The 23,577-nt window shown below is 42.6% G+C and carries 23 protein-coding genes, 1 tRNA gene and 1 riboswitch; of the genes, 22 read left to right on the top strand and 2 right to left on the bottom strand.

Annotated elements, in window-relative coordinates; genetic code table 11:
- Positions 1-9 precede the first annotated feature (9 nt).
- From polX to FILTAD_RS14395, 11 genes are all read left to right on the top strand, one after another.
- The gene (gene polX / locus FILTAD_RS14445) at positions 10-1,716 is read left to right on the top strand and encodes a DNA polymerase/3'-5' exonuclease PolX (RefSeq protein WP_124071665.1); all 1,707 of its coding nucleotides are present in this window, start codon (positions 10-12) and stop codon (positions 1,714-1,716) included.
- A gap of 16 nt (positions 1,717-1,732) precedes the next feature.
- Positions 1,733-4,090, top strand: coding sequence for an endonuclease MutS2 (locus FILTAD_RS14440; protein WP_124071664.1), 2,358 nt, complete (start codon positions 1,733-1,735; stop codon positions 4,088-4,090).
- 351 nt (positions 4,091-4,441) lie between these two features.
- Entirely contained in the window at positions 4,442-4,855 is a 414-nt protein-coding gene (locus FILTAD_RS14435; protein ID WP_124071663.1) for a DUF350 domain-containing protein, read from the top strand.
- A gap of 235 nt (positions 4,856-5,090) precedes the next feature.
- The gene (locus FILTAD_RS14430; protein ID WP_124071662.1) at positions 5,091-6,788 is read left to right on the top strand and encodes a long-chain-fatty-acid--CoA ligase; all 1,698 of its coding nucleotides are present in this window, start codon (positions 5,091-5,093) and stop codon (positions 6,786-6,788) included.
- A 93-nt stretch (positions 6,789-6,881) separates the two neighbouring features.
- Entirely contained in the window at positions 6,882-7,463 is a 582-nt protein-coding gene (gene fadR / locus FILTAD_RS14425) for a fatty acid metabolism transcriptional regulator FadR (protein ID WP_124071714.1), read from the top strand.
- Between the two features lie 36 nt (positions 7,464-7,499).
- Positions 7,500-8,273 (top strand): enoyl-CoA hydratase, encoded by a 774-nt coding sequence (locus FILTAD_RS14420; RefSeq protein WP_124071661.1) that lies wholly within the window; start codon positions 7,500-7,502, stop codon positions 8,271-8,273.
- A 25-nt stretch (positions 8,274-8,298) separates the two neighbouring features.
- A complete protein-coding gene (locus tag FILTAD_RS14415) occupies positions 8,299-9,072 on the top strand; it encodes an electron transfer flavoprotein subunit beta/FixA family protein (RefSeq protein WP_124071660.1) in 774 nt (257 codons plus the stop codon).
- A 33-nt stretch (positions 9,073-9,105) separates the two neighbouring features.
- The gene (locus FILTAD_RS14410) at positions 9,106-10,080 is read left to right on the top strand and encodes an electron transfer flavoprotein subunit alpha/FixB family protein (RefSeq protein ID WP_124071659.1); all 975 of its coding nucleotides are present in this window, start codon (positions 9,106-9,108) and stop codon (positions 10,078-10,080) included.
- 172 nt (positions 10,081-10,252) lie between these two features.
- Positions 10,253-10,567, top strand: coding sequence for a thioredoxin (gene trxA, locus FILTAD_RS14405; RefSeq protein WP_124071658.1), 315 nt, complete (start codon positions 10,253-10,255; stop codon positions 10,565-10,567).
- Between the two features lie 68 nt (positions 10,568-10,635).
- Positions 10,636-12,429 carry an excinuclease ABC subunit UvrC gene (gene uvrC, locus FILTAD_RS14400; RefSeq protein ID WP_124071657.1) on the top strand — a complete coding sequence of 598 codons (1,794 nt, stop codon included), beginning with the start codon at positions 10,636-10,638 and terminating at the stop codon, positions 12,427-12,429.
- A 67-nt stretch (positions 12,430-12,496) separates the two neighbouring features.
- Positions 12,497-12,673, top strand: a riboswitch (Lysine riboswitch).
- Between the two features lie 90 nt (positions 12,674-12,763).
- Positions 12,764-13,978, top strand: coding sequence for an aspartate kinase (locus FILTAD_RS14395; protein WP_124071713.1), 1,215 nt, complete (start codon positions 12,764-12,766; stop codon positions 13,976-13,978).
- Between the two features lie 401 nt (positions 13,979-14,379).
- Here the strand turns inward: FILTAD_RS14395 and FILTAD_RS14390 are convergent, their stop codons facing one another.
- Together FILTAD_RS14390 and FILTAD_RS14385 are read right to left on the bottom strand one after the other, a co-directional pair.
- Entirely contained in the window at positions 14,380-14,943 is a 564-nt protein-coding gene (locus FILTAD_RS14390) for a hypothetical protein (RefSeq protein ID WP_124071656.1), read from the bottom strand.
- Between the two features lie 430 nt (positions 14,944-15,373).
- Positions 15,374-15,778: a YslB family protein gene (locus FILTAD_RS14385; protein ID WP_124071655.1), complete on the bottom strand. Its 405-nt coding sequence runs from the start codon at positions 15,776-15,778 to the stop codon at positions 15,374-15,376.
- Positions 15,779-16,009: 231 nt separating this feature from the next.
- Between FILTAD_RS14385 and FILTAD_RS14380 the strand changes: the two genes are divergently transcribed.
- From FILTAD_RS14380 to FILTAD_RS14330, 11 genes are all read left to right on the top strand, one after another.
- Complete coding sequence (locus tag FILTAD_RS14380) at positions 16,010-16,618, top strand: succinate dehydrogenase cytochrome b558 subunit (protein ID WP_282432592.1); 609 nt, start codon at positions 16,010-16,012, stop codon at positions 16,616-16,618.
- Between the two features lie 58 nt (positions 16,619-16,676).
- On the top strand, positions 16,677-18,422 hold the full coding sequence (gene sdhA, locus FILTAD_RS14375; protein ID WP_124071654.1) for a succinate dehydrogenase flavoprotein subunit: 1,746 nt from the start codon (positions 16,677-16,679) through the stop codon (positions 18,420-18,422).
- A 30-nt stretch (positions 18,423-18,452) separates the two neighbouring features.
- Complete coding sequence (gene sdhB / locus FILTAD_RS14370; protein ID WP_124071653.1) at positions 18,453-19,259, top strand: succinate dehydrogenase iron-sulfur subunit; 807 nt, start codon at positions 18,453-18,455, stop codon at positions 19,257-19,259.
- Positions 19,260-19,401: 142 nt separating this feature from the next.
- Positions 19,402-19,851: an acyl-CoA thioesterase gene (locus FILTAD_RS14365; RefSeq protein ID WP_203229723.1), complete on the top strand. Its 450-nt coding sequence runs from the start codon at positions 19,402-19,404 to the stop codon at positions 19,849-19,851.
- Positions 19,852-19,971: 120 nt separating this feature from the next.
- Positions 19,972-20,190, top strand: coding sequence for a helix-turn-helix domain-containing protein (locus FILTAD_RS14360; protein ID WP_124071710.1), 219 nt, complete (start codon positions 19,972-19,974; stop codon positions 20,188-20,190).
- Between the two features lie 125 nt (positions 20,191-20,315).
- A complete protein-coding gene (locus FILTAD_RS14355; protein ID WP_124071709.1) occupies positions 20,316-20,723 on the top strand; it encodes a MarR family winged helix-turn-helix transcriptional regulator in 408 nt (135 codons plus the stop codon).
- Complete coding sequence (gene racE / locus FILTAD_RS14350; protein ID WP_345788909.1) at positions 20,724-21,527, top strand: glutamate racemase; 804 nt, start codon at positions 20,724-20,726, stop codon at positions 21,525-21,527.
- A gap of 159 nt (positions 21,528-21,686) precedes the next feature.
- Entirely contained in the window at positions 21,687-22,301 is a 615-nt protein-coding gene (locus FILTAD_RS14345) for an XTP/dITP diphosphatase (RefSeq protein WP_124071652.1), read from the top strand.
- Positions 22,298-22,792, top strand: coding sequence for a metallophosphoesterase (locus tag FILTAD_RS14340; RefSeq protein ID WP_124071651.1), 495 nt, complete (start codon positions 22,298-22,300; stop codon positions 22,790-22,792). Before FILTAD_RS14345 ends, FILTAD_RS14340 begins: the two co-directional genes overlap by 4 nt.
- A gap of 76 nt (positions 22,793-22,868) precedes the next feature.
- Positions 22,869-22,942 (top strand) — tRNA-Arg (locus FILTAD_RS14335).
- A gap of 257 nt (positions 22,943-23,199) precedes the next feature.
- Positions 23,200-23,559 (top strand): winged helix-turn-helix transcriptional regulator, encoded by a 360-nt coding sequence (locus tag FILTAD_RS14330; protein ID WP_124071650.1) that lies wholly within the window; start codon positions 23,200-23,202, stop codon positions 23,557-23,559.
- The last annotated feature ends 18 nt before the right edge of the window (positions 23,560-23,577 follow it).

Here is a 23,577-nt window from a genome sequence, read left to right as displayed (position 1 = left end):
GGCCTACTCGTGAATAAAAAAACGATTATCCGTACATTTGAAAAAATCGCCTTATACATGGAATTGCTAGGAGAAAATCACTTCAAAGTTTCTGCTTTCAGAAAAGCGGCCAATGTTTTGGAACTCGATCCACGCAGTTTATCGGAAATGGACGATATTTTAACGTTAAAAGGGATTGGTAAAGGAACGGGAGCAGTTATTACAGATTTACTGGAAAAAGGGGAATCTGATCTGCAAAAGGAATTGGAGGAAGAGGTACCGAAAGGCCTTATTCCACTACTTAAAGTCCCGGGGCTTGGGGGCAAGCGTATTGCAAAGCTTCGTGAAGCGATTGGAATCGATTCAGTTGAATCGCTACGTGCAGCTTGTGCCGCCGGGGAAGTAAGTAAGCTTCCCGGTTTTGGCAAGAAAACAGAAGAAAACCTGTTGAATGAAATCGATATTTTAGGCACACGCCAAGGGAAATTCCCGATATGGCAAATGGAGAAAGTTGTTACATTCCTTGAAACAGAGCTCCAAAAAATTACGGAAATAAAGCATTTTTCTGTTGCGGGCAGTTACCGCCGGACAAAAGAGGAAAGCAGCGATGTCGATTTCATAATTGTTACGGACGAGCCGTCCATCGTTAGGGAAAAACTACTGCAATCACTACCGCTACTTGCGACAATCGCTGCAGGGGATTCAAAATTGTCGGTTACGCTCGATCTGGAAGAAGCGATTGACGCCGATTTTCGATTCGTAAAAGACGAACAATTCGCTTCCGCCATCCATCATTTTACAGGATCGAAAGACCATAACGTCCGGATGCGTCAGCTGGCGAAATCCAAAGGGATGAAAATCAGTGAATATGGTGTGGAAAGTGAAGATGGTTCAATTATCACGTTTGAAACGGAAGAACAATTTTACGCCCATTTCGATTTGCCTTTTATCCCGCCATCATTGCGAATGGATGGCCGTGAAATCGATCGTACAGATGAGATAGCGGGTTTGGTTGACCTTGAAGACATTAAAGGTGATTTTCACATGCATACGACGTGGTCTGACGGTGCCTATTCAATCCGTGAAATGGTGGATGCGTGTCGCGTGAAAGGCTATTCACATCTAGTCATCACCGATCATACGCAGTACTTGAAAGTAGCAAATGGACTAACGCCCGAGCGTCTACGCGATCAGATTGCAGAAATCCGTTCGTTGAATGAAGAATACGATGACATTGAAATTTTTTGCGGAACGGAAATGGACATACTTCCTGACGCGACACTCGATTTTGACGATGATCTGCTGAAAGAACTCGATTTTGTCATCGCTTCAATCCACTCAAGCTTTAGTCAATCACAGGAACAAATCATGGAACGCCTTCATAGTGCAATCAGTAATCCGAACGTCGATATGATTGCACATCCGACAGGTCGCATTATCGGACAGCGAGAAGGCTATAACCCAGACGTTCCACAACTTATTGAATGGGCGAAGGAATATGGGAAAATACTTGAATTGAATGCCAGTCCATATCGATTGGATTTGATGACTGAGCAGTTGATCATGGCGCAGGAAGCGGGTGTACATATTGCCATTAATACAGATGCACATGCCATTGATCAGTTGAAATACATGAAAACAGGCGTGAATTACGCAAAAAAGGCATGGCTAAAAAAAGAAACGGTCGTCAATACATGGCCGCTCGATAAATTCATCCGTGAAATCGTACGGAAATGAAAGGAAGTGTAAGACATTGGAAAATCGTGTCTTAAAAACACTTGAGTTCGATAAAATCCGGGAGTTAGCAGCAAACCATTGTACTTCTACAGCTGGACGATCTCATATGGATAATTTGGAGCCCGTCAGTGAGTATGATGACGTTGTTCGTCTTCTGGAAGAAACGGATGAAGGGTTATCCATCCTGCGCGTTCGCGGAAATGTGCCAATGGGCGGAATTAGTGACATTAGACCGCATGCAAAGCGTGCTCAAATGGGCGGTATGCTGAGTGCATATGAATTGATGGAAACAGCGAACACAATTCGTGCAAGCCGTATTTTGCGGCAATTCATCGAAGCAATTGTAGCTGACGAAGATGTTGAGATTCCGCATTTCATTGCCAAAAAAGAGGCTATTCCTGTATTAACCGGTTTGGAACATGATATCAATGACGCAATCGATGACAATGGACATGTTATCGACAGTGCGACTGGCACACTGCGCACGATACGCCAAGGGTTGCGGATCCAAGAAGGGCGCGTCCGTGACAAGCTGGAAAGTTATACGCGCGGTCGCAATGCATCGAAAATGTTGTCCGACTCAATCGTTACAATTCGAAACGACCGCTACGTCATTCCGGTGAAAGCGGAATACCGATCGCACTTTGGTGGCGTCATCCATGATATGTCTTCGTCGGGTCAGACGTTGTTCATCGAACCGGATGCAGTTGTACAGGCCAATAACGAAATTAGACGGCTGAAATTGCAAGAAAAAGAGGAAATCGATAAAATTCTCCTTGAGCTTTCTGCAAAAGTACAGGAAGTTGCACACGATATCTTCACACTTGTAGCTATCTTGGCCGAGATTGATGTCATACTTGCGAAAGCGAAATTCGGCGTTGCAAATAAATGTACGAAACCTGAAGTGAACAATGATGGCTATATTCGTCTTGCCAAAGCGAGACACCCATTGTTGCCGATTGATGAGGCGGTTGCAAACACAATCGAGTTTGGGAAAGACATCACCACAATTGTGATTACAGGACCGAATACAGGCGGAAAAACGGTGACGTTGAAAACAGTCGGACTTTGTACGTTGATGGCGCAGGCGGGTCTTCCGATTCCTGCACTCGACGGATCGGAAATCGCTGTGTTCGACTCTGTTTACGCAGATATCGGCGATGAACAATCCATCGAACAAAGCCTAAGTACATTTTCATCTCATATGGTGAACATCGTAGATATCATTAAAAAATACGACGATCGTTCGCTAATCATTTTCGATGAACTCGGTTCGGGCACGGATCCGCAAGAAGGGGCGGCACTGGCCATCTCTATTCTTGATGAAGTGCATGGACATGGCGCGAGAGTAATGGCAACTACACATTACCCCGAGCTGAAAGCGTATGGCTACAATCGACCGGGTGTCACAAATGCAAGTGTGGAATTTGATATTGATACGCTCAGCCCGACGTATCGTCTTTTAATAGGCGTTCCAGGTCGCAGTAATGCATTCGAAATTTCAAAACGACTTGGTTTACAGGAACGGATTATTGACCGTGCTAAAACATTCACCGGTACAGATCGTGGTGAAGTCGACTCAATGATCGCTTCACTTGAAACAAGCCGCGTCCAATCAGAAAAAGATGCTGAAGAAACGCATGACATTCTACTGGAAACGGAACGATTGAAGCGTGAACTGGAAGAAAGATTAAACGACTTCGATGAAATGAAAAGCCGAATGGAAGCGAAGGCAAAAGAGCGTGCGAAGAAAATTATTGACGATGCAAAACGCGAATCGGAAGCGGTCATTTCAGATTTGCGTCAGATGCGGGTCAACGTCGGGGCCGATATAAAAGAGCATGAACTAATTGAAGCACGGAAACGCCTTGAAGGGGCAACACCTGCGGAAGAGCAGAAGAAAGCGGTTAAAGCGAAAGCCGCCCCGCGCCCTTTACAAACGGGAGATGAGGTAAAAGTGCTTAGTTACGGTCAAAAAGGGACGCTTATTGAAAAAGTATCGAACACAGAATGGATTGTCCAAATCGGTATTTTGAAAATGAAACTTGACCAATCAGGTCTTGAATATGTTAAACCCGAGAAAGAAAAGAAATCATATGTCTCCACATCCGTACAAGGTCGGGATTCATATGTTAAATTGGAACTCGATCTTCGTGGCGAACGATATGAAGATGCAATTATTCGTACCGAAAAATATTTGGATGATGCAATCCTTTCAAACTACCACCAAGTATCGATTATTCACGGTAAAGGAACAGGCGCACTCAGACAGGGAATCCAAAAGTATTTGAAGAGTCATTCCCGCGTGAAAAATTATCGATTCGGGGAATCCGGCGAAGGCGGCCACGGCGTCACTGTTGTCGAACTGAAATAAATAGTCGACCTATATAAGACAAACAAAAGGTTATATCTTCAAAAAAAGGCGGTTGCTTTCCGTTCCGAGCGGACGCTTTCCGCGGGCATTCTTGCCACGTGCTCTCAACGCTAACGCTTTTGGTCGCAGGAGTCGCCGCTCTGCACTCCAAGCAACTGCTACGACTTAAATGGAATGCATACGGGGAAAATTCCAAACAACCATATGAATTCCGTGTCACAAACCAGCGAAGGCATCCCCGAGCGCCGCAGCGGTTTCAATGGAATCCTATTTTTAACAAGTTTTTTTGAAACCTTTAACAAGCCCGTACGTATATAAAAGCAAGACTGTACGTAAAGGGAGCGTAAAACCATGACAGAAACCGGATTTTGGAGCCATCCGCTCGTTGAAACCGCAGGATATTTCAGTGTCGTAGTCCTCTGTCTCATCGTCTCGATGGTGCTTTTTGAAATCGTCACCAAATATAAGAACTGGGAAGAAATCCGAAAAGGAAATGTCGCAGTTGCTCTTGCAACAGGTGGTAAAATTTTTGGTGTTTCAAACATTTTCAGGTACTCGATTGAACAACATAATACATTGCCCCAGATGATTGGATGGGGATTGTTCGGTTTTGTTCTACTCATATTCGCCTATATCCTTTTTGAATTTCTAACACCGAAATTTCATATAGATAAGGAAATTGAAGAAGATAACCGTTCAGTTGGATTCATATCGTTAACGATTTCGGTAGGATTATCATTTGTGATTGGGGCAAGTATTTCATAGGAGCTCAGCATATGGAAAAATTAGCAAAAATTTTAATCGTCGTTTGTATTCTTTTTATCCTAGTCGGTATATACTGGCTATACGTTAAAACGCCTTGATCGGTTAAATCCGGTCAAGTTTTTTTTTTTTTTTCTTGACGTTTCTGAAAAATCTATTTGAAAGAAGATGGACTTTCATCTATACTTAATATAGGAATATTCAAAGAACTTAATAGGAGAGAGAAAGGGGCTTTTACATGACTTCGAAACCATGGCTAGACCTTTACCCGGCGGAGATTTCAAAGACGCTCGACTACGAAAGGATTCCCCTCCAAGAATTTCTGACAAGGTCAGGTAAGAAATACCCCGAAAAGACTGCTATGCACTTTATGGGGAAAGACATTACGTACAAAGAATTTCACGAATCGTCGTTGAAGTTTGCTGACTATTTGAAGTCCATTGGCATTATAAAAGGGGATCGGGTGGCAATTATGCTGCCGAATTGCCCACAGAATGCAATCGCTTTCTTCGGTATTTTATACGCAGGCGCTATTGTCGTTCAAACAAACCCGCTTTACACCGAACGTGAAGTTGCCTACCAAATGGCGGACTCAGGTGCAAAAGCGATTATCACACTTGATATTTTATTCCCCAGAGTTTCTAAAGTGATTAAAAAGACGGAATTAGAACATTTAATCATCACAGGCATTAAAGACTATCTTCCATTTCCAAAGAATCTGATTTACCCTTTTATCCAAAAGAAAGAACATGGTGTCACGGTGAAAATCGAACATCGCGGCATGAATCATTTATTCACAGAAATCATGAAAACGGCTAAAGCAGCACCGAGTAATGAAGAGTTCGATTATGACGAAGATATCGCGATTTTACAATATACGGGGGGAACAACCGGTCCACCGAAGGGTGTCATGTTGACGCATGCCAATCTCATTTCAAACGTAAAAATGTGTGATGAATGGCTCTATGAATGTAAGGAGGGTGAGGAAACAGTAATGGGTATCCTGCCGTTTTTCCATGTATACGGCATGACCACAGTCCTTATTTTATCTGTGATGTTAGCAAATAAGATGGTACTCATCCCTAAATTTGATTTTGAAACTGCATTGAAAACAATCGATAAACAAAAACCAACTCTATTTCCAGGAGCGCCTACTATTTATATCGGACTTTTAAATCATCCTGAAGTTGGCAAATACGATCTTTCATCCATTAAAGCTTGTATAAGTGGATCCGCTGCATTGCCGGTTGAAGTACAGGAGAAGTTCGAAAAAGTAACGGGTGGAAAACTTGTAGAAGGCTATGGTCTGACAGAAACGTCACCTGTTACGCATGCAAATTTCTTATGGGCAACTGAAAGACAAAAAGGATCAATCGGCGTTCCTTGGCCAGACACAGACGCCTGTATACTAGGGCCGGACTCAACAGAACCTTTACCGAATGGAGAGATTGGCGAGATCGTCGTAAAAGGACCTCAAGTCATGAAGGGCTACTGGAACAGACCGGAAGACACTGAAAATACGTTCCGTGAAGGCTGGCTGTTAACAGGTGATCTTGGTTATATGGACGATAAGGGTTATTTCTATGTTGTAGATCGCAAAAAGGATATGATTATAGCAAGTGGTTTCAATATTTATCCGCGTGAAATCGAAGAAGTCCTCTACGAACATGAAAGTATTCAAGAATGTATCGTTGCGGGTATCCCTGATGCGTACAGAGGAGAAACGGTGAAAGCGTATATTGTATTGAAAGAAGGCGCGACAGTTACAGAAGAAGAGTTAAATAAGTATTGTCGTGAAAACCTGGCGGCATTTAAAGTACCGAGACTTTATGAATTCCGTAAAGAACTCCCGAAAACATCCGTCGGTAAAATATTACGGCGCACATTGGTGGACGAAGAAAAAAAGAAAGTTGCAAAAGAACCACTTCCATCGTAATGTAATGCTTGACTCAGGACCAATTAAATACTAATATGAAAATATGAATGAATCATCATTCATATTTTCTTTTTTGTGGTGGTGATAATGAAAGTGAAACGGGATAAGCCTAAATACAAGCAAATAGTAGATGCAGCAGTTATCGTTATCGCTGAGAATGGATACCACCAAGCACAAGTTTCAAAGATTGCAAAAGAAGCAGGTGTTGCTGACGGAACAATCTATCTTTATTTTAAAAATAAAGAGGATATTCTTATATCTGTATTCAGGGAAAAAATGGCGATTTTCGTTCATAACTTACAGGTCATTCTTGACAACAATAAGGATACGTCCGACAGACTGTTAAAGATGATTGACAATCATTTCCGTGTGCTTCATGATGATCGTCATCTGGCAATCGTTACACAGCTCGAATTACGGCAATCGAACAAGGAATTGAGGTTACGGATCAACGAAGTACTGAAAGAATATTTATCACTACTTGATACGATTTTAAGAGATGGAATCGAAAACGGTGAATTGGTCGCTGGTCTGGATGTCAGACTAGCCAGGCAAATGGTTTTCGGTACCATTGATGAAACGATTACTTCATGGGTGATGAATGATCAAAAGTATGATTTAATGAAATTGTCACCAGAAGTACATAAGCTCATCATGAATGGCGTCAAAGCATAGCCATTCATGATCGAGCGGAGAAAGGAATGGTGTGGGATGGACTATTTAAACATTGCGATTGAAGATGGAGTTGCTGTTGCGACGATTAACAGACCGCCTGCCAATGCGCTATCGCGTGCACTTATCCAAGAAGTAGATTCACTTCTTGACCAAGTGGAAGGCGATGAGGCTGTGCGTGTAGTTGTGTTGCACGGGGAAGGTAAGTTCTTTTCCGCTGGGGCAGACATCAAGGAATTCACTTCTGTTCAATCAGGAGAGGAATTCTCACAACTTGCCGCAAGCGGGCAAGCCGTATTTGAGAGGCTGGAATGTTTCTCGAAACCGGTAATTGCAGCCATACACGGAGCAGCACTTGGCGGGGGATTAGAGCTAGCCATGAGTTGCCATATACGCATCGTTACTGAAAAAGCGAAACTTGGCTTACCTGAGTTGCAACTCGGACTTATTCCGGGATTCGGAGGCACGCAACGTCTACCACGTTATGTTGGCATGCCGAAAGCAGCAGAAATGTTACTGACAAGCGAACCAATTAATGGTACGGACGCAGTGCGTCTTGGACTTGCAAATCACGCATATGCCGATGATGAATTATTACCGAAAACAATGGAACTTGCAAAGAAAATTGCGAAAAAAAGTCCTGTAGCAGTGAAAAACGCTTTGAATATGTTACAATATTCCAAGCACTCTTCCTATCATGAAGGCGTTAAAGCAGAATCCGATTCTTTTGGAAACGTTTTCATTTCAGAAGATGCAAAAGAAGGAATCCAGGCATTCCTGGAAAAGCGTGAACCGGTGTTTAAAGGAAAATAACTGAAAAGCTGAGGGGGTCTTCAATATGAATATTTATGTATTAGTAAAACGGACATTTGACACAGAGGAAAAGATTGCAATCACAAACGGTAAAATTGCAGATGACGGTGCTGAATTCATCATCAATCCATATGATGAATATGCAATTGAAGAAGCAATCCAAGTGCGCGATGCGAATGATGGTGAAGTGACTGTCATTACTATCGGTGGAGAAGATGCCGAGAAACAACTTCGCACAGCGCTTGCGATGGGTGCAGACAAAGCGGTCCTTATCAATTCTGAAGACGATCTTGATGAAATGGATGAATTTACAGCTGCTAAAATTATTGCTGAGTATTTAAAAGATAAAAATGCAGACTTGATCCTCGCAGGTAACGTTGCAATCGATGGCGGGTCTGGACAAGTTGGACCACGCGTTGCAGAATTGTTGGACATCAACTATGTAACGACGATTACTAATCTTGAAATCAATGGAACGACTGCTAGCATCACACGCGACGTAGAAGGGGATTCAGAAGTTCTAGAAACGTCTTTACCACTTCTTGTTACAGCACAACAAGGGCTTAACGAACCACGTTATCCATCCCTTCCAGGCATCATGAAAGCGAAGAAAAAACCGCTTGAAGAGCTTGAACTTGATGATTTGGATATAGAAGAAGATGACGTAGCAGCGAAAACTGAAACAATCGAAATCTATCTTCCAGCGCAAAAAGCGGCTGGGCGTGTCCTTGAAGGCGATTTAGCCGATCAAGCGAAAGAACTTGTAAATCTACTTAATACTGAAGCAAAAGTAATCTAACAGAATTGAAATTGTACTGGGAGGGACTTAAACATGTCTAAAAAAGTAGTCGTACTTGGAGAAGCACGTGAAGGAGCATTGCGTAACGTTTCATTTGAAACAATCGCAGCTGCGAAAAAGATTTCCGGTGGCGGAGAAGTAGTCGGCGTTCTAATCGGCGATTCAATCCAATCACTTGGAGAAGAAATGATTCACTACGGAGCGGACCGTGTCATCACTGTGGAACATCCACATTTGAAACAATATACTTCTGACGGTTATAGCCAAGCTTTCATGGCGGTTCATGAGCAAGAAAAACCGGATGCTATTGTTTTCGGACATACTGCCCTTGGTAAAGATCTATCTCCGAAGATTGCTAGTAAACTAGCATCCGGATTGATATCTGATGTGACTGCTATTGAAGGAGAAGACGACGCAGCTGTTTTCATTCGTCCGATTTATTCTGGTAAAGCGTTTGAAAAAGTGAAAAACAAAGAAGGTATTCTTTTCATAACAGTTCGTCCGAATAACATTGCACCACTTGAACATGATGCAAGCCGTACTGGTGAGGTAACGTCATTGACTGTAGACATTACGAATCTACGTACTGTCATTAAAGAAGTCATCCGTAAGTCAACAGAAGGCGTTGACTTATCAGAAGCTAAAGTTGTTATTGCTGGTGGGCGCGGCGTGAAGAGTGCAGAAGGTTTTGCACCTTTACAAGAACTTGCCAACTTGCTAGGCGGCGCAATCGGTGCATCACGTGGTGCTTGTGACGCTGATTATTGCGATTACTCATTGCAAATCGGTCAAACAGGTAAAGTTGTAACACCTGATTTGTACATCGCTGCTGGTATTTCTGGAGCAATCCAACATATGGCGGGTATGTCCAACTCAAAAGTGATTGTAGCGATAAACAAAGATCCTGAAGCAAATATTTTCAAAGTTGCAGATTACGGGATTGTTGGCGATTTGTTCGAAGTCATTCCAATGATGATAGAAGAAATCAAAAAAATCAAAACCAACTAATGGGTCATATCCACAATAGTTAAGTAGTGAAAGCCTCCTCATTTCGCAGGAGGCTTTCTGCATTGATTGGACGAAGAATTGCTTTTCTACGGGTTAAGCATATATTTAGCTCGCAATACTTGTGCATGGTATAATTAATGCATAGTAGTTCATAAAAGGAGGAAATTTCAACATGGCTATCATTCATGCAACTGATCAGAATTTTGATGAAAATATTAAAGAAGGACTTGTCCTTGTAGACTTTTGGGCACCTTGGTGTGGACCTTGTAAAATGATTGCACCGGTACTTGAAGAACTTGACGGTGAGATTGACGGTAAAGCGAACATTGTAAAAGTGGACGTTGACGACAATCAAGAAACTGCGGGCAAATACGGCATCATGTCGATTCCGACTCTTGTACTATTCAAAGACGGCGAAATCGTTGATAAAGTAGTCGGTTTTAAACCGAAAGAAGCACTAGCGGAATTGATTTCAAAACACGCTTAATTTTTTTTATAACTAACAGAAGACCGGGTCCTTCCGAGGGTGCCCGGTTTTTTTAGTAGGTGAGAATGATGAATGATTTAATCAAACAGAAGTTGAGTATTTTACCGGATTTGCCTGGCTGTTATTTGATGAAAGATAGGCAAGGGACTATTATTTATGTAGGGAAGGCAAAAGTGTTGAAAAATCGAGTCCGTAGTTATTTCTCCGGAAGTCATGATGCGAAAACGCAACGGCTTGTCAGTGAAATTGTCGATTTTGAGTACATTGTTACGTCTTCTAATATTGAAGCGCTTGTTCTTGAGTTGAATCTTATAAAACAGTACGATCCAAAATATAATATTATGTTAAAAGATGATAAAACGTATCCTTATATTAAAATTACGGCGGAACGCCACCCACGGTTAATCATCACAAGACAGGTGAAAAAAGACAAAGGGAAATATTTTGGTCCGTACCCTCATGCACATGCCGCTACTGAAACGAAAAAATTACTTGATAGGCTTTATCCGTACCGGAAATGCAATTTGAGTGGGGATCGTCCCTGTCTCTACTACCATTTGGGACAATGTTTGTGCCCTTCCGTCCATGAAGTAAGTGAAAGCACTTATAAGGAAATGAATGAAGATGTCTCTCGCTTTTTGAACGGCGGCTATAAAGAGATGAAGAAAACGTTGACGGAAAAAATGATGGCGGCTGCCGAAAATCTGGAGTTTGAGCGTGCCAAAGAATACCGGGACCAGATAGCTAATATTGAAGCGGTGATGGAAAAACAGGCGATGACGATGAACGACTTTACGGATCGGGATATATTTGGTTATGCGGTTGATAGAGGATGGATGTGTGTGCAAGTATTCTTCGTCAGGCAAGGTAAGTTAATCGAACGGGATGTGTCACTCTTTCCGCCTTATCAAGAACCTGAAGAAGAGTTGCTCACGTATATCGGTCAATTCTATAGTAAATCCGCACATTTACTCCCTAAGGAGATTCTTGTACCCCAAGGAATCGACACGGATATCATTCGACAACTTCTCGATGTAAATGTGTTGACGCCGCAGCGGGGCAAAAAGAAGGATCTTGTAAACTTGGCGATACAAAATGCGGAAATATCGTTGAAAGAGAAATTCCATCTTATTGAACGTCAGGAACTTCGAACAATTGGTGCGTGTGAAGAGCTTGGTGAGGCGATGAACATCTCTGCCCCTCTTCGTATTGAGGCGTTTGATAATTCCCATACGTACGGGGCGGATGCAGTGTCCGCGATGGTGTCATTCGTCGACGGTAAACCAAATCGCAAAGATTATCGGAAATATAAAACGATGACAGCCGCCGCGCATGATGATTATGCCGCAATGCGTGAAGTGGTACGCAGAAGATATATCCGCGTATTGAAAGACCAATTGCCGCTTCCCGATTTAATCGTCATTGACGGTGGAAAAGGGCATATGGAAGCGGCGCGGGAAATTATTGAAGATGAATTAGGCTTGTCGATTCCAATTGCGGGTCTTGCGAAGGATGACAAACACCAGACAGCGCAACTGTTATATGGGAATCCAGTGGAACTGATACCCCTTAAACGAACGAGCGAAGCTTTTTATCTTTTGCAGCGTATTCAAGATGAAGTCCACCGATTTGCGATTACATTCCATCGGCAACGTCGTGAAACAAATTCACTGACATCCGTTTTAGACGGATTGACGGGTGTTGGACCGAAGCGGAAAAAGTTGTTGCTTAAACATTTTGGTTCTGTGAAAAAGATTCGGGAAGCATCTGTCGATTCGTTACAAGAGGCGGGATTACCCATGGCTGTTGCCGAATCCATCGAGGCTTATTTCCGAAAAGACGATTTGCAGACAGAAAAATAGTATGGTAAAGTAAATGTACTGAATTTTTACGCTACTAGAGAATGTTCAAATTGAACAGTATTTTCATAGTGAAGATAGAGGTGCGGGCACGATGAGTATACTCTTTGAGGGTGGCTACCCGATGATAAGGATAGAAAGGCGTCTCTGCCGAAGTGAATCGACTGTTGCCACATTCGATTTGCTGGATTTCCATTGAACAAGTGGGAGTTTGTCAGGTGAAATTACCTGGAGAGCTATCTGATTGCGCCATTTTGGCGATAGCTCCAATCGGAACGGCTCCTCTATCTGGGAGTCGTTTTTGTGTTCAGGAGAAAAATGGAGGTACTGGATGATGATGAAACGAATTGTTATGAAGTTCGGGGGTACATCTGTTGCAAATCCCGAAAGGATCTCCCGTGCTGCACGACTAGTTGTTGAAGAAGTTCGTTGCGGACATGAAGTCGCAGTGGTTGTTTCGGCAATGGGGAAGTCAACAGATGAGTTACTGGCGCTTGCCGGGGAAGTCAATAGTCAAGCAGACCGTCGTGAAATTGATATGCTGCTAGCAACTGGAGAACAAGTGACGGCATCGTTACTTGCGATGGCCATTTCTGCGGAAGGAGTGCCAGCCCGTTCCTATACGGGATGGCAAGCGGGCGTTACGACTGAATCAATACATGGTAATGCGCGGATCGAACAGGTTCACGCGGACAAGATCATTGCGGCAATAGAGTCGGGGTCCGTTGCAGTCGTTACGGGATTTCAAGGTGTAGATGATAAAGGCGAATTGACGACACTGGGTCGCGGGGGCTCGGATACGAGTGCGGTTGCGATTTCCATTGCAATCGATGCGGCTGTCTGTGATATTTATACAGATGTTGAAGGTGTGTTTACTACGGATCCGAGGTTAATCGGACAAGCGAAGAAGCTTGAGGAAATAGCCTATGATGAAATGTTGGAAATTGCCAATCTTGGTGCAGGTGTTCTTCATCCACGAGCAGTCGAATTTGCAAAAAACCATCAAATACCTCTCCGTGTACGACCGGCGCATAAGGATGGGGTGGGGACAATTATCAAGGAGGAAATCGATTTGGAAAATAATCTTATCGTTCGAGGAATCGCTTTTGAACGAGATATCGTTCGGATTACGGTGATGTACGATATGCCTTTTAACGGCTCACTTGCAAATATATTCACGGCTCTTGCGCATCACCACATAAACGTGGACATTATCGTCCAAACAATTATGGAAGGTGTTCAGCCGTCCGTTTCGTTTTCCATTAAAAAAGAGGATTTCGCTGAAGTGATTAATCTGCTTGAAAAAGAGAAAGAGGTACTTGGCTATAGCCGTGCCGATTTTGAAGTGGGACTTGCAAAAGTATCGATTGTCGGTAGTGGAATGGTATCAAATCCAGGTGTAGCTGCCCAAATGTTCGATACGCTACGTATAGCGTCTATTCCCGTGAAAATGGTCAGTACGTCCGAGATTAAAGTTTCTGTTGTCGTACCCGAACCGGAAATGGAGAATGCGGTAGCTGTTTTACATGAGACGTTTGGTTTGCATGTGTAAAATGAAATCCCACCCGGTGCCGGATTAAAAGAAGTCCACTGAATCCCGCTTTGGCGCTTGGGGTAGCCTCCCGCAATAAGCCAGACAGAAGGGCGCGAGGCCGCTGAAAAAGTCCAACTCTTCGTATCCCGTTGATTTCCGTTCCGAGCGGACGCTTTCGCGGGCACTCTTGCCCTTGCTCTCAACGCTACGCTTTTGTTCGCAAAAGCCGTTCTGCGTGACGGCTTTCGCTGCGCTCAGTCCAGGGTCTTCAGCTCGTGCTGTTCCCGCAGGAGTCGCCGCTCTTCACTACAATCAACTAGTTCTCACTATAAAAAAGAACTTTTTCAGTGGCCTTGAAGGGCACAGTCGGTCTTACTGCTTCGGCTTTAATAGAACCCCCCATTGGTTAAGGTTTCGCATTATTTCCCGTGCGAAAGTTCAATTCGTAATTTCCTGTCACCCATATAAGTGATTTTCTCTATTTTACCTTCCCGAAGGACTGCTATGCCTGGTATTTCGATTTTCTTTGTTTCTCCGTCTTGTTGTACATAATCCATATACACGACAAAGTCGTAGATTGTTGGTGTTTTCTTATTTTGTTCTACTTCAATCTTGTTGACTTTTAGTTGGTAGTCATTTTTGTCGGCTGCTAAGTGAAATTGTAATGAGGACCCCATTCTAACGTATCTTTCGAAGCCGTTTTCAGTAAAATAAGGCTCGAAGGTAGTCTCTAGGTAGTCGTTATAGTCAGCATATGTTTCATGTTCTCCTTGCTCGCTGTCTATCCATTTATTATAGGCAGACAGTGCTTCCCCGTTCGGTGCATTGAATTCAAATTCCAGAACCGATTGAATGCCTTCTTTGTTTTTATCCTGCGGTTCGGTTTGTGAGCAGCCTGTAATTGCTAGGCAACAAAGGGAAAAAAGTAGGGCAATACCTAGTTTCCATAAATGGAATCGGTTTCTACCTGTCTTTTTATTCATCTATTCTCCTCCTCTTTCTATTGAAAGAAATCTTCACTTCAACTCTTTATACGTTAAAAATGCTAGAAAGGTTTCATTATTGCGACTATATTAGTTGAACTAAAGAATCCATTCGAAATCGCTTCGGCGCTTCGTGGATGCCTCCCTTGATAAGCCAGGCAGAAAGAGCACTGCCAGTCCTATTGCTCTGGCTATCACTTTCTCGGGCATCGGATTCACAAAAAATTGCACATATAACTTGGCTATCTAGATTGTAAAGGGACTTCTTTTAAGCATTCCGTTTGAGGAGTTGTAGTTGCTTGGAGCGGAAAGCAACTGCCCTTGTGATGTTATGAAACTTCGTTTATTCTATATAGTAGTTTCATTTTATAATTGACTGCGAAAAAAGGAAGACCTATTCAAAAGTGCGAATAGGTCTTCCTTTTTTGTGTTAGCATTTCTCTTTTAAATCCCATTTCACATGGAATTGTACGTGTCCATCTGCTAACTTTTTCTCACCAAAGCATTCTGTTAGAAAACCGTTCAACTTTTGGTACTGTTCAGCGAGAAAGCCAGCTTCCAGATGACAAGATCGACTCTGGTTATTTGTTTGCGCCATATCCATTAAATAGAAGGCTTCATCCTTTACAGAACTTTTTAACGTCAACTGTCCCCAACCGGCTTCCATAAAAAAAGTAGGCAATTCATCGATTGTGAAAACAGGGAACTTCCTTGCCACGTCTTTCCCTGTCCAATATAATATTTCATCTTCATGAGGGCCTAATATACTCGGGAGAACGAAGTCGCGCAAAATCTCATAGCCGAATTGGGTCGGCGAATTATATGCATTTTTCAATCTTGGATGCAACCCTTTCGGTTAAAGATAAATGATTTCGTGTAATAAATAAAAAAATAGCAAGTTAAACGCATTGAAAAACATTCATCGTCTTGACCTGCTGAAAACGTAGGAGTACAATAGATATGTTATAAATATTGTACCATGAAGAGACAAGCCGTCAACGTTTTCTCGTGTCAAAACGATGGCAAATATTGATTGGTGGACTCAGTTATAAAGGAGGGTAAAAACTTGTTGAAAGAATCAGATTTCTATTTGCGCCGTCTTCATTCATTGCTTGGTATTATTCCAGTTGGGCTTTTTGTGACTCAACACTTGGTTGTCAACCACTTTGCTACACGCGGTGCAGAATCATTCAATACCGCATCTAATTTCATGGGGAACTTACCATTTGTGTTATTCCTGGAATGGTTTATTATCTACATCCCGTTGATGTTCCATGCGTTCTATGGTGTGTACATAGCCTTCACAGCGAAAAACAACACACGACGGTATGGCACTTTCCGTAACTGGATGTTCAAGTTACAACGTTTTACGGGTGTATTCCTTGTTGTTTTCATCGCATGGCACCTTTACCAAACGAGAATTCAAAAAGCATTGGGTGTTGAAGTAGACTATAACATGATGCACGACATCTTAGAGAATCCGTTTATGATGGCATTTTACATTGTCGGCGTCATCGCAGCTACATTCCATTTGGCGAACGGACTATGGTCATTCTTAGTTACTTGGGGATTCACACAATCACCACAATCACAAAAAGTTGTTTCGTATATAACAATTATCATTTTCCTAGTTCTATCTATTATCGGCGTACAAGCCGCATTAGCTTTCATTTAATTCTTAAGTAACTTAAATGTAATATGAGATCAGCTATAATTTGAGGAGTGAAACAATAATGGCAAAAAACAGATTGATTGTTGTCGGCGGAGGTCTTGCCGGTTTGATGGCAACGATGAAAGCGGCCGAAGAAGGCACGCCGGTTAAACTGTTCTCTCTTGTCCCGGTTAAACGTTCACACTCCGTCTGTGCGCAAGGCGGCATTAACGGTGCGGTTAATACAAAAGGGGAAGGCGATTCACCTGCCATTCACCTCGACGATACGATTTACGGGGGAGACTTCCTAGCGAATCAGCCACCAGTTAAAGCGATGACTGATGCGGCACCTGGAATCATCAGTCTAATGGACCGTATGGGCGTTATGTTCAACCGTACACCTGAAGGACTACTTGACTTCCGTCGTTTCGGCGGTACAATGCATCACCGTACAGCTTTTGCGGGCGCTACAACAGGACAACAGCTTTTATATGCATTGGACGAGCAAGTCCGTCGCTATGAAGTTGACGGACTCGTAACGAAATACGAAAACTGGGAATTCCTTGGTATAATCAAAGATGAAAAAGGTCACTGTAAAGGGATTCGTGCACAAAACCTTAAAACAATGGAAATCGAAGCATTCAGAGCTGATGCAGTTATTATGGCTACAGGCGGTCCTGGTATCATCTTCGGTAAATCCACTAACTCAATTATCAACACAGGTTCAGCGGCATCGATTGTATACCAACAAGGTGCTTATTATGCGAACGGCGAATTCATCCAAATTCACCCGACGGCTATTCCTGGAGACGACAAACTTCGTCTTATGAGTGAATCGGCTCGCGGTGAAGGTGGCCGTATTTGGACATATAAAGATGGTAAACCTTGGTACTTCCTTGAAGAAAACTTCCCTGCGTACGGTAACTTAGTACCACGCGACGTTGCAACACGTGAAATCTTTGACGTCTGTGTCAATCAAAAACTAGGCATTAACGGTGAAAACATGGTTTACCTTGACCTTTCACACAAAGATCCACATGAGCTGGACGTCAAATTGGGCGGCATCATCGAAATTTATGAGAAGTTTACAGGGGACGATCCACGGAAAGTGCCTATGAAAATCTTCCCAGCAGTCCATTATTCAATGGGTGGACTATGGGTCGATTACGATCAAATGACAAATATTCCTGGTCTATTTGCAGCAGGTGAATGTGATTATTCCCAACACGGTGCGAACCGTCTTGGTGCGAATTCACTACTTTCTGCAATTTACGGCGGAATGGTCGCTGGACCGAATGCGGTTAAATATATGCATAGTCTAGAGCGTAGTGCAGATGAATTGCCTACTACAATTTATGACGAAGCGATAAAAGAAGAGCAAGACAAATGGGACGCTCTTCTTAAAATGGATGGTACAGAGAACGCTTATGTACTTCATAAAGAACTTGGTGAATGGATGACTGACAACGTAACAGTTGTTCGTCACAATGACAGATTGGAAAAAACGGATGCTAAAATCTTGGAGCTTCTTGAGAGATATGAAAACATTAGCATGACGGATACGCAATTGTGGTCTAACCAAGGTGCGACATTCGCGCGTCAATTGAAAAACATGCTATATCTGGCACGTGTAATCACGCTAGGGGCTCTTAATCGTAATGAAAGCCGTGGTGCTCATTACAAACCGGAATTCCCGAAACGTAACGATGAAGAATTTATGAAAACGACAATGGCAAAATTCGATGGTATCTCTGCACCGGTTTTCCATTATGAAGAGATTGACGGAGAGTTAATACCGCCACGCGCACGTGACTATTCTGTTAAGTAATTTTTCTCTATCGAAAGGAGATCGAAGTAATTGAGCGAGAACAACACTGCCGTACAAGAAAAAGAACAGCAGACGTCGCAGAAACTTGTTAAATTTGAGATACACCGCCAAGACACACCCGATTCGAAACCCTATTGGGAAAAATTCGAAGTACCCTATAGAATGAACATGAACGTGATTTCCGCACTAATGGAAATCCGTCGTAATCCGGTCAATGCTGAAGGTAAGAAAACGACACCTGTCAGCTGGGATATGAACTGTTTGGAAGAAGTTTGTGGAGCTTGTTCAATGGTCATTAATGGTCGTCCACGTCAATCGTGTACAGCACTTGTTGATCAATTCACGCAACCAATCAGACTTGAGCCGATGAGAACATTCCCTGTCGTTCGCGATCTTATCGTAGACAGAGATTTCATGTTTGACTCATTAAAGAAAATCAAAGCTTGGATTCCTATCGATGGAACATATGACCTTGGTGAAGGACCGCGTATGCCTGAACGGAAACGTCAATGGGCATATGAACTTTCGAAATGTATGACATGCGGTGTATGTCTTGAAGCTTGTCCGAATGTTAACGACAAAACGAATTTCATCGGACCTGCACTATTATCGCAAGTTCGTCTATTTAACACGCATCCAACAGGTGCTATGAACAAAGATGAACGTCTAGAAGCATTGATGCAAGATGGCGGGATTGCTGAATGCGGTAACTCACAAAACTGTGTAGTTGCTTGTCCAAAAGGTATTCCACTTACAACATCGATTGCGGCTATGAACCGTGCAACATCAGTTCAGCTGTTTAAAAACTTCTTCGGAAGCGATCATATGGTAGACTAATTCTTTCAAAAACCCTGCAATGGCTACTGGCCTTGTAGGGTTTTATTTCTTTTTTTGTTTGTTGTACTACTTTTTTGTATGGATTTTTGGTACTATAAAGAAATGAACCATCATTCATTTTAAATATTGGAGGATTTTGATTATGAAAGCAAGCTACATAGAAGAGTTAGATACGTGGGCATCGGAATTTGCTTTTTCTGCTCCCATAACCGTGCGTTTTTCAGAAACAGATATGTATGGGCATTTAAACAATACAATTCCTTTTTCTTATTTCGAATATGCCAGGATTGAATATTTTAAGCATATCGGACTGATGAGTGATTGGCTTAATCCTGTAAGTGAAACGATTCCTGTTGTAGCTGACTTGCAATGCGATTTTGTTAAACAAGTCTTTTTTGATGAAACAGTTAATCTATATGTAAAAGTCGCTACAATCGGGAATAGTTCAATCGATATTCATTATATGGCCAAAAATGGAAATGGTGATATCGTCTTTACTGGAAGAGGTACTGTTGTTCAGATTGGTAGACGGACAGGGAAAAGTGTTCCATGGACAAAAGATGCATTGTTACTTTTTGGTCTGTCACGTTAACGTGAATGGTTAACCTTTTGCCAGACAGACAATTTTCCCATTTAATAATGAAGTAGCCGGCACAGCCTGCATCCTCCTCACATATTTTAGAGTGAAAGCGGATAGGAGGGGCGCGTCTTGATGGAAGGATCGAAACACCGTTCATTATTAACACCAAGGGAACGAGAAATATTCAATTTACTCGTTGAAGATCAAACGACAAAAGACATCGCGGGACGGCTCGGGATTAGTGAAAAAACAGTCCGGAACCATATCTCCAATACGATTCAAAAGTTGGGCGTTTCGGGTAGAGCTCAAGCGATAGTCGAACTTTTAAGGCTAGGAGAGTTACAATTGTAGTTAAATGTATTGCCATATGCAGTTAAAAAGGGGACAATAGGAAGACAGTAATCGTTTTCAAGGAGCTGGTTGACTTGACGGAACGGATCGCACCCAAAATAGAAGAACATGATGAAGTTGCGCTTATGGAAAAAGAGTTAAGGTATATAGCAGGAATCATTAAGCAGCAAGGTCGCAGGATTCTAAGTAATTATACAATCACTCCGCCTCAATTTATTGCATTGCAATGGTTATTTGAACATGGGGATATGACGATCGGTGATTTATCGAACCGAATGTTCTTAGCGTTCAGTACGACGACAGACTTAGTGGATCGGATGGAAAAGAACAGTTTGGTGAAGCGAGTTCGTGACAAACAAGATCGCCGCGTTGTGAGAATCCATCTACTCTCTGAGGGTGAAAGAATAATCGAAGAAGTGATCGTGAAGCGGCGCCATTATTTGGATACCGTTTTGGAAGATTTTAGTGAAGAAGAAGTGAAAAATCTTTCCCATTTGTTAAGCAAATTACATCTAGAGATGAAAAAGGATTGAGTGATTATAGTGAATGCACCAATTGGGATTATCGATTCGGGTGTCGGCGGTCTAACCGTTGTAAAAGAGATGCTCGAAAGATTACCGCATGAACCCATTATTTATATAGGCGATGATGAACGATGTCCATATGGGCCAAGACCAGAAGAAGAAGTACGCCAGTTCACAACTGAAATGGCAACAGCATTAGCAGATATGGGCATCAAGATGCTCGTCATTGCTTGTAATACAGCTACAGCTGCAGCAATGGATGATATCCGTGAGCAATTCAACTTCCCAGTCATCGGTGTTATAGAACCCGGTGCACGTGCGGCAGTAAATGCTTCCAAGATGAAAAAGATTGCTGTTCTTGGAACGTTGGGAACGATTAATAGTTGTGCATACAACGATGCAATCCACGCCTTTTCTGTAGATGCACAAATTCACTCACTTGCGTGTCCTGAATTTGTGCCAATCGTTGAAAAAGGCCATTATAAAACGGAAAAAGCCGGGCATATTGTTGAACGTACATTACATGAAATTTCCAATAAAGACTTTGATGCTGTTATCTTAGGATGCACGCACTATCCTTTATTGCAACATCATATTCAAAACCATTTACCGAAAGATGTAACAATCATCTCATCTGCAATCGAAACGGTATGCGATGTGGAACGTACTTTACGTTTAAACAGTATAGCTAATAAGCCTGGCAATGATGCACCTTCTGTTTTCTATACAACCGGAGAGTTACATGATTTTCAGGAAATCGTTATCGATTGGTTGTCGATTGAAAAGCCGGATGTAAGGACCATTATATTGTAAAAGTGCCCGAAATATTCCGATAGGGATATTTCGGGTATTTCTTGTATAAGCAATAGAGATGACAAGATGTGGAAATACGAGAGATGTGATGATGAAGGATTGCTGACATAACAAGGGATGGACAAGCAAAACGGGCCTAAATGAAGGGGGAAGTAAGCCATGAAAGAACTATTCATCGCAACAAATAATGCAGGAAAAGCCAAAGATTTCGAGACGCTTTTTAAGCCGTTCGGCGTCACTGTTTTGACGTTGAACGATATCGATGAGGCGATTGATGTTGAAGAAACGGGTGATACGTTTGAAGCAAATGCAATCTTGAAGGCCGAGACAGTTGCACGACTTCTCGGTAAGTTTGTTATCGCGGATGACAGTGGGCTTGAAATAGATGCGCTCGATGGTGCGCCCGGCGTGTACTCTGCACGCTATGCAGGCGAACGTAAAAGTGACAATGCCAATAACGACAAAGTGTTGGAGGGGCTTGTAGCGGTGCCTGAAGAGGGGCGTGGTGCGCGATTCCGTTGTGTGCTCGCTGTTGCAGGGCCTGGTATGGAGACAGAAACGTTTTCGGGTAGTTGCGAAGGTCGCATTCATTCTGAACGTAAAGGGACGAATGGATTTGGGTATGATCCGATTTTTTATCTTCCCGACAGAAAATGTACGATGGCGGAGTTGTCTGCGGAAGAAAAAAGTTCAATTTCCCATCGTGGAGCAGCACTTGCTAACTTAAAAAAGAAGCTTCCTCTTTTCTTGAAGCAGTTGAAGGATTCAGAATGAAGATTATCGTGATGAGCGATTCGCATGGTGACAAGGAGACGATAAAAGCGGTCTCCTTGCTCCAGACGGATGCAACTTTCCATTGCGGGGACAGTGAATTAGCATTCAACGACCCGGTTTTGTCTAAGGTGCACAAAGTAAGGGGGAATTGTGATATCGATACGCGGTTTCCTTCTTCAGTCGTCACTTCCGTCAATGAAAAGACGGTACTCGCTGTCCACGGCCATGAGCACAACGTGAAGCAATCGTTAATGGCGCTTTTCTATGCCGCAAAAGAATGCGTCGCAGATATCGTTTTGTTCGGCCATTCGCATGTTTACGGCGCAGAGGTGAAAGACGGTATTCTATTCGTTAATCCGGGAAGTACAATGCAGCCACGTGGTGGCAACGAGCCGACCTATGCGGTCATCGAGTGGGATGAAACTGTCCGAGTGACGTTCAAAAACCTGGCGCATAAAACAGTGGATTCAACAGAATTAAAAAAGATGTGAATAGAGTGTTGACTTTTGCATCTATACTCTTTATAATAAAGTTTGTCGTTAACAATCAATCGATTGCTAAACGCATGTCTCAGTAGCTCAGCTGGATAGAGCAATGCCCTTCTAAGGCATCGGTCGCAGGTTCGAATCCTGCCTGGGACGTAAGTAAAAACGCTAACCGTGTTAATCGGTTAGCGTTTTTTGTATTCGGTAGTTTTCTAGTGCTAGAAAAGTCATAAGAGATATATCCGTTAAAGGAAATACAAATGCAAGTACATTTTTTCTTTTTCGCACGGGATGCTATGTGCCTCCACAATTTGAAGTGCGCAAACGGTGCCAATAGCCTGGCACCACACACTCACGTACGAGACTTGTTATGCTATAGTATACAAAAAGATACTAAAGGAGGCTATGCCAGTATGAAACCCGAACTATGTAAGGTTGATCAAGCTTTAGGGATCTTAGTCGGCAAATGGAAACCGATTATTTTATTGCACCTATTCAATGAAGGTACTCAACGTTTTAGTGAACTGAAAAGATTGATGCCCGAAATTACACAAAAAATGTTGACGAAACAACTAAGGGAATTAGAAGACGAGGATATTGTAAACAGAGTCGTTTACCCCCAAGTACCTCCAAAAGTTGAGTATTCTATTTCAGCATACGGACAAAGTTTGCAACCTGTCTTGGCAGTTATGCACGAATGGGGAACCAACCATGCCTCCCATATTGCAAAAATGAAAAATGATTATGTTATCGGCGATTCATTGGTAAAATAGGTACTAAAAAACAGACAC

The sequence above is a fragment of the Filibacter tadaridae genome (assembly GCF_900609045.1).
GTDB lineage: Bacteria > Bacillota > Bacilli > Bacillales_A > Planococcaceae > Sporosarcina > Sporosarcina tadaridae.
The sequence above is the reverse complement of the archived record's forward strand: the minus strand, read 5'-3'. Positions and strand labels throughout refer to the sequence as shown.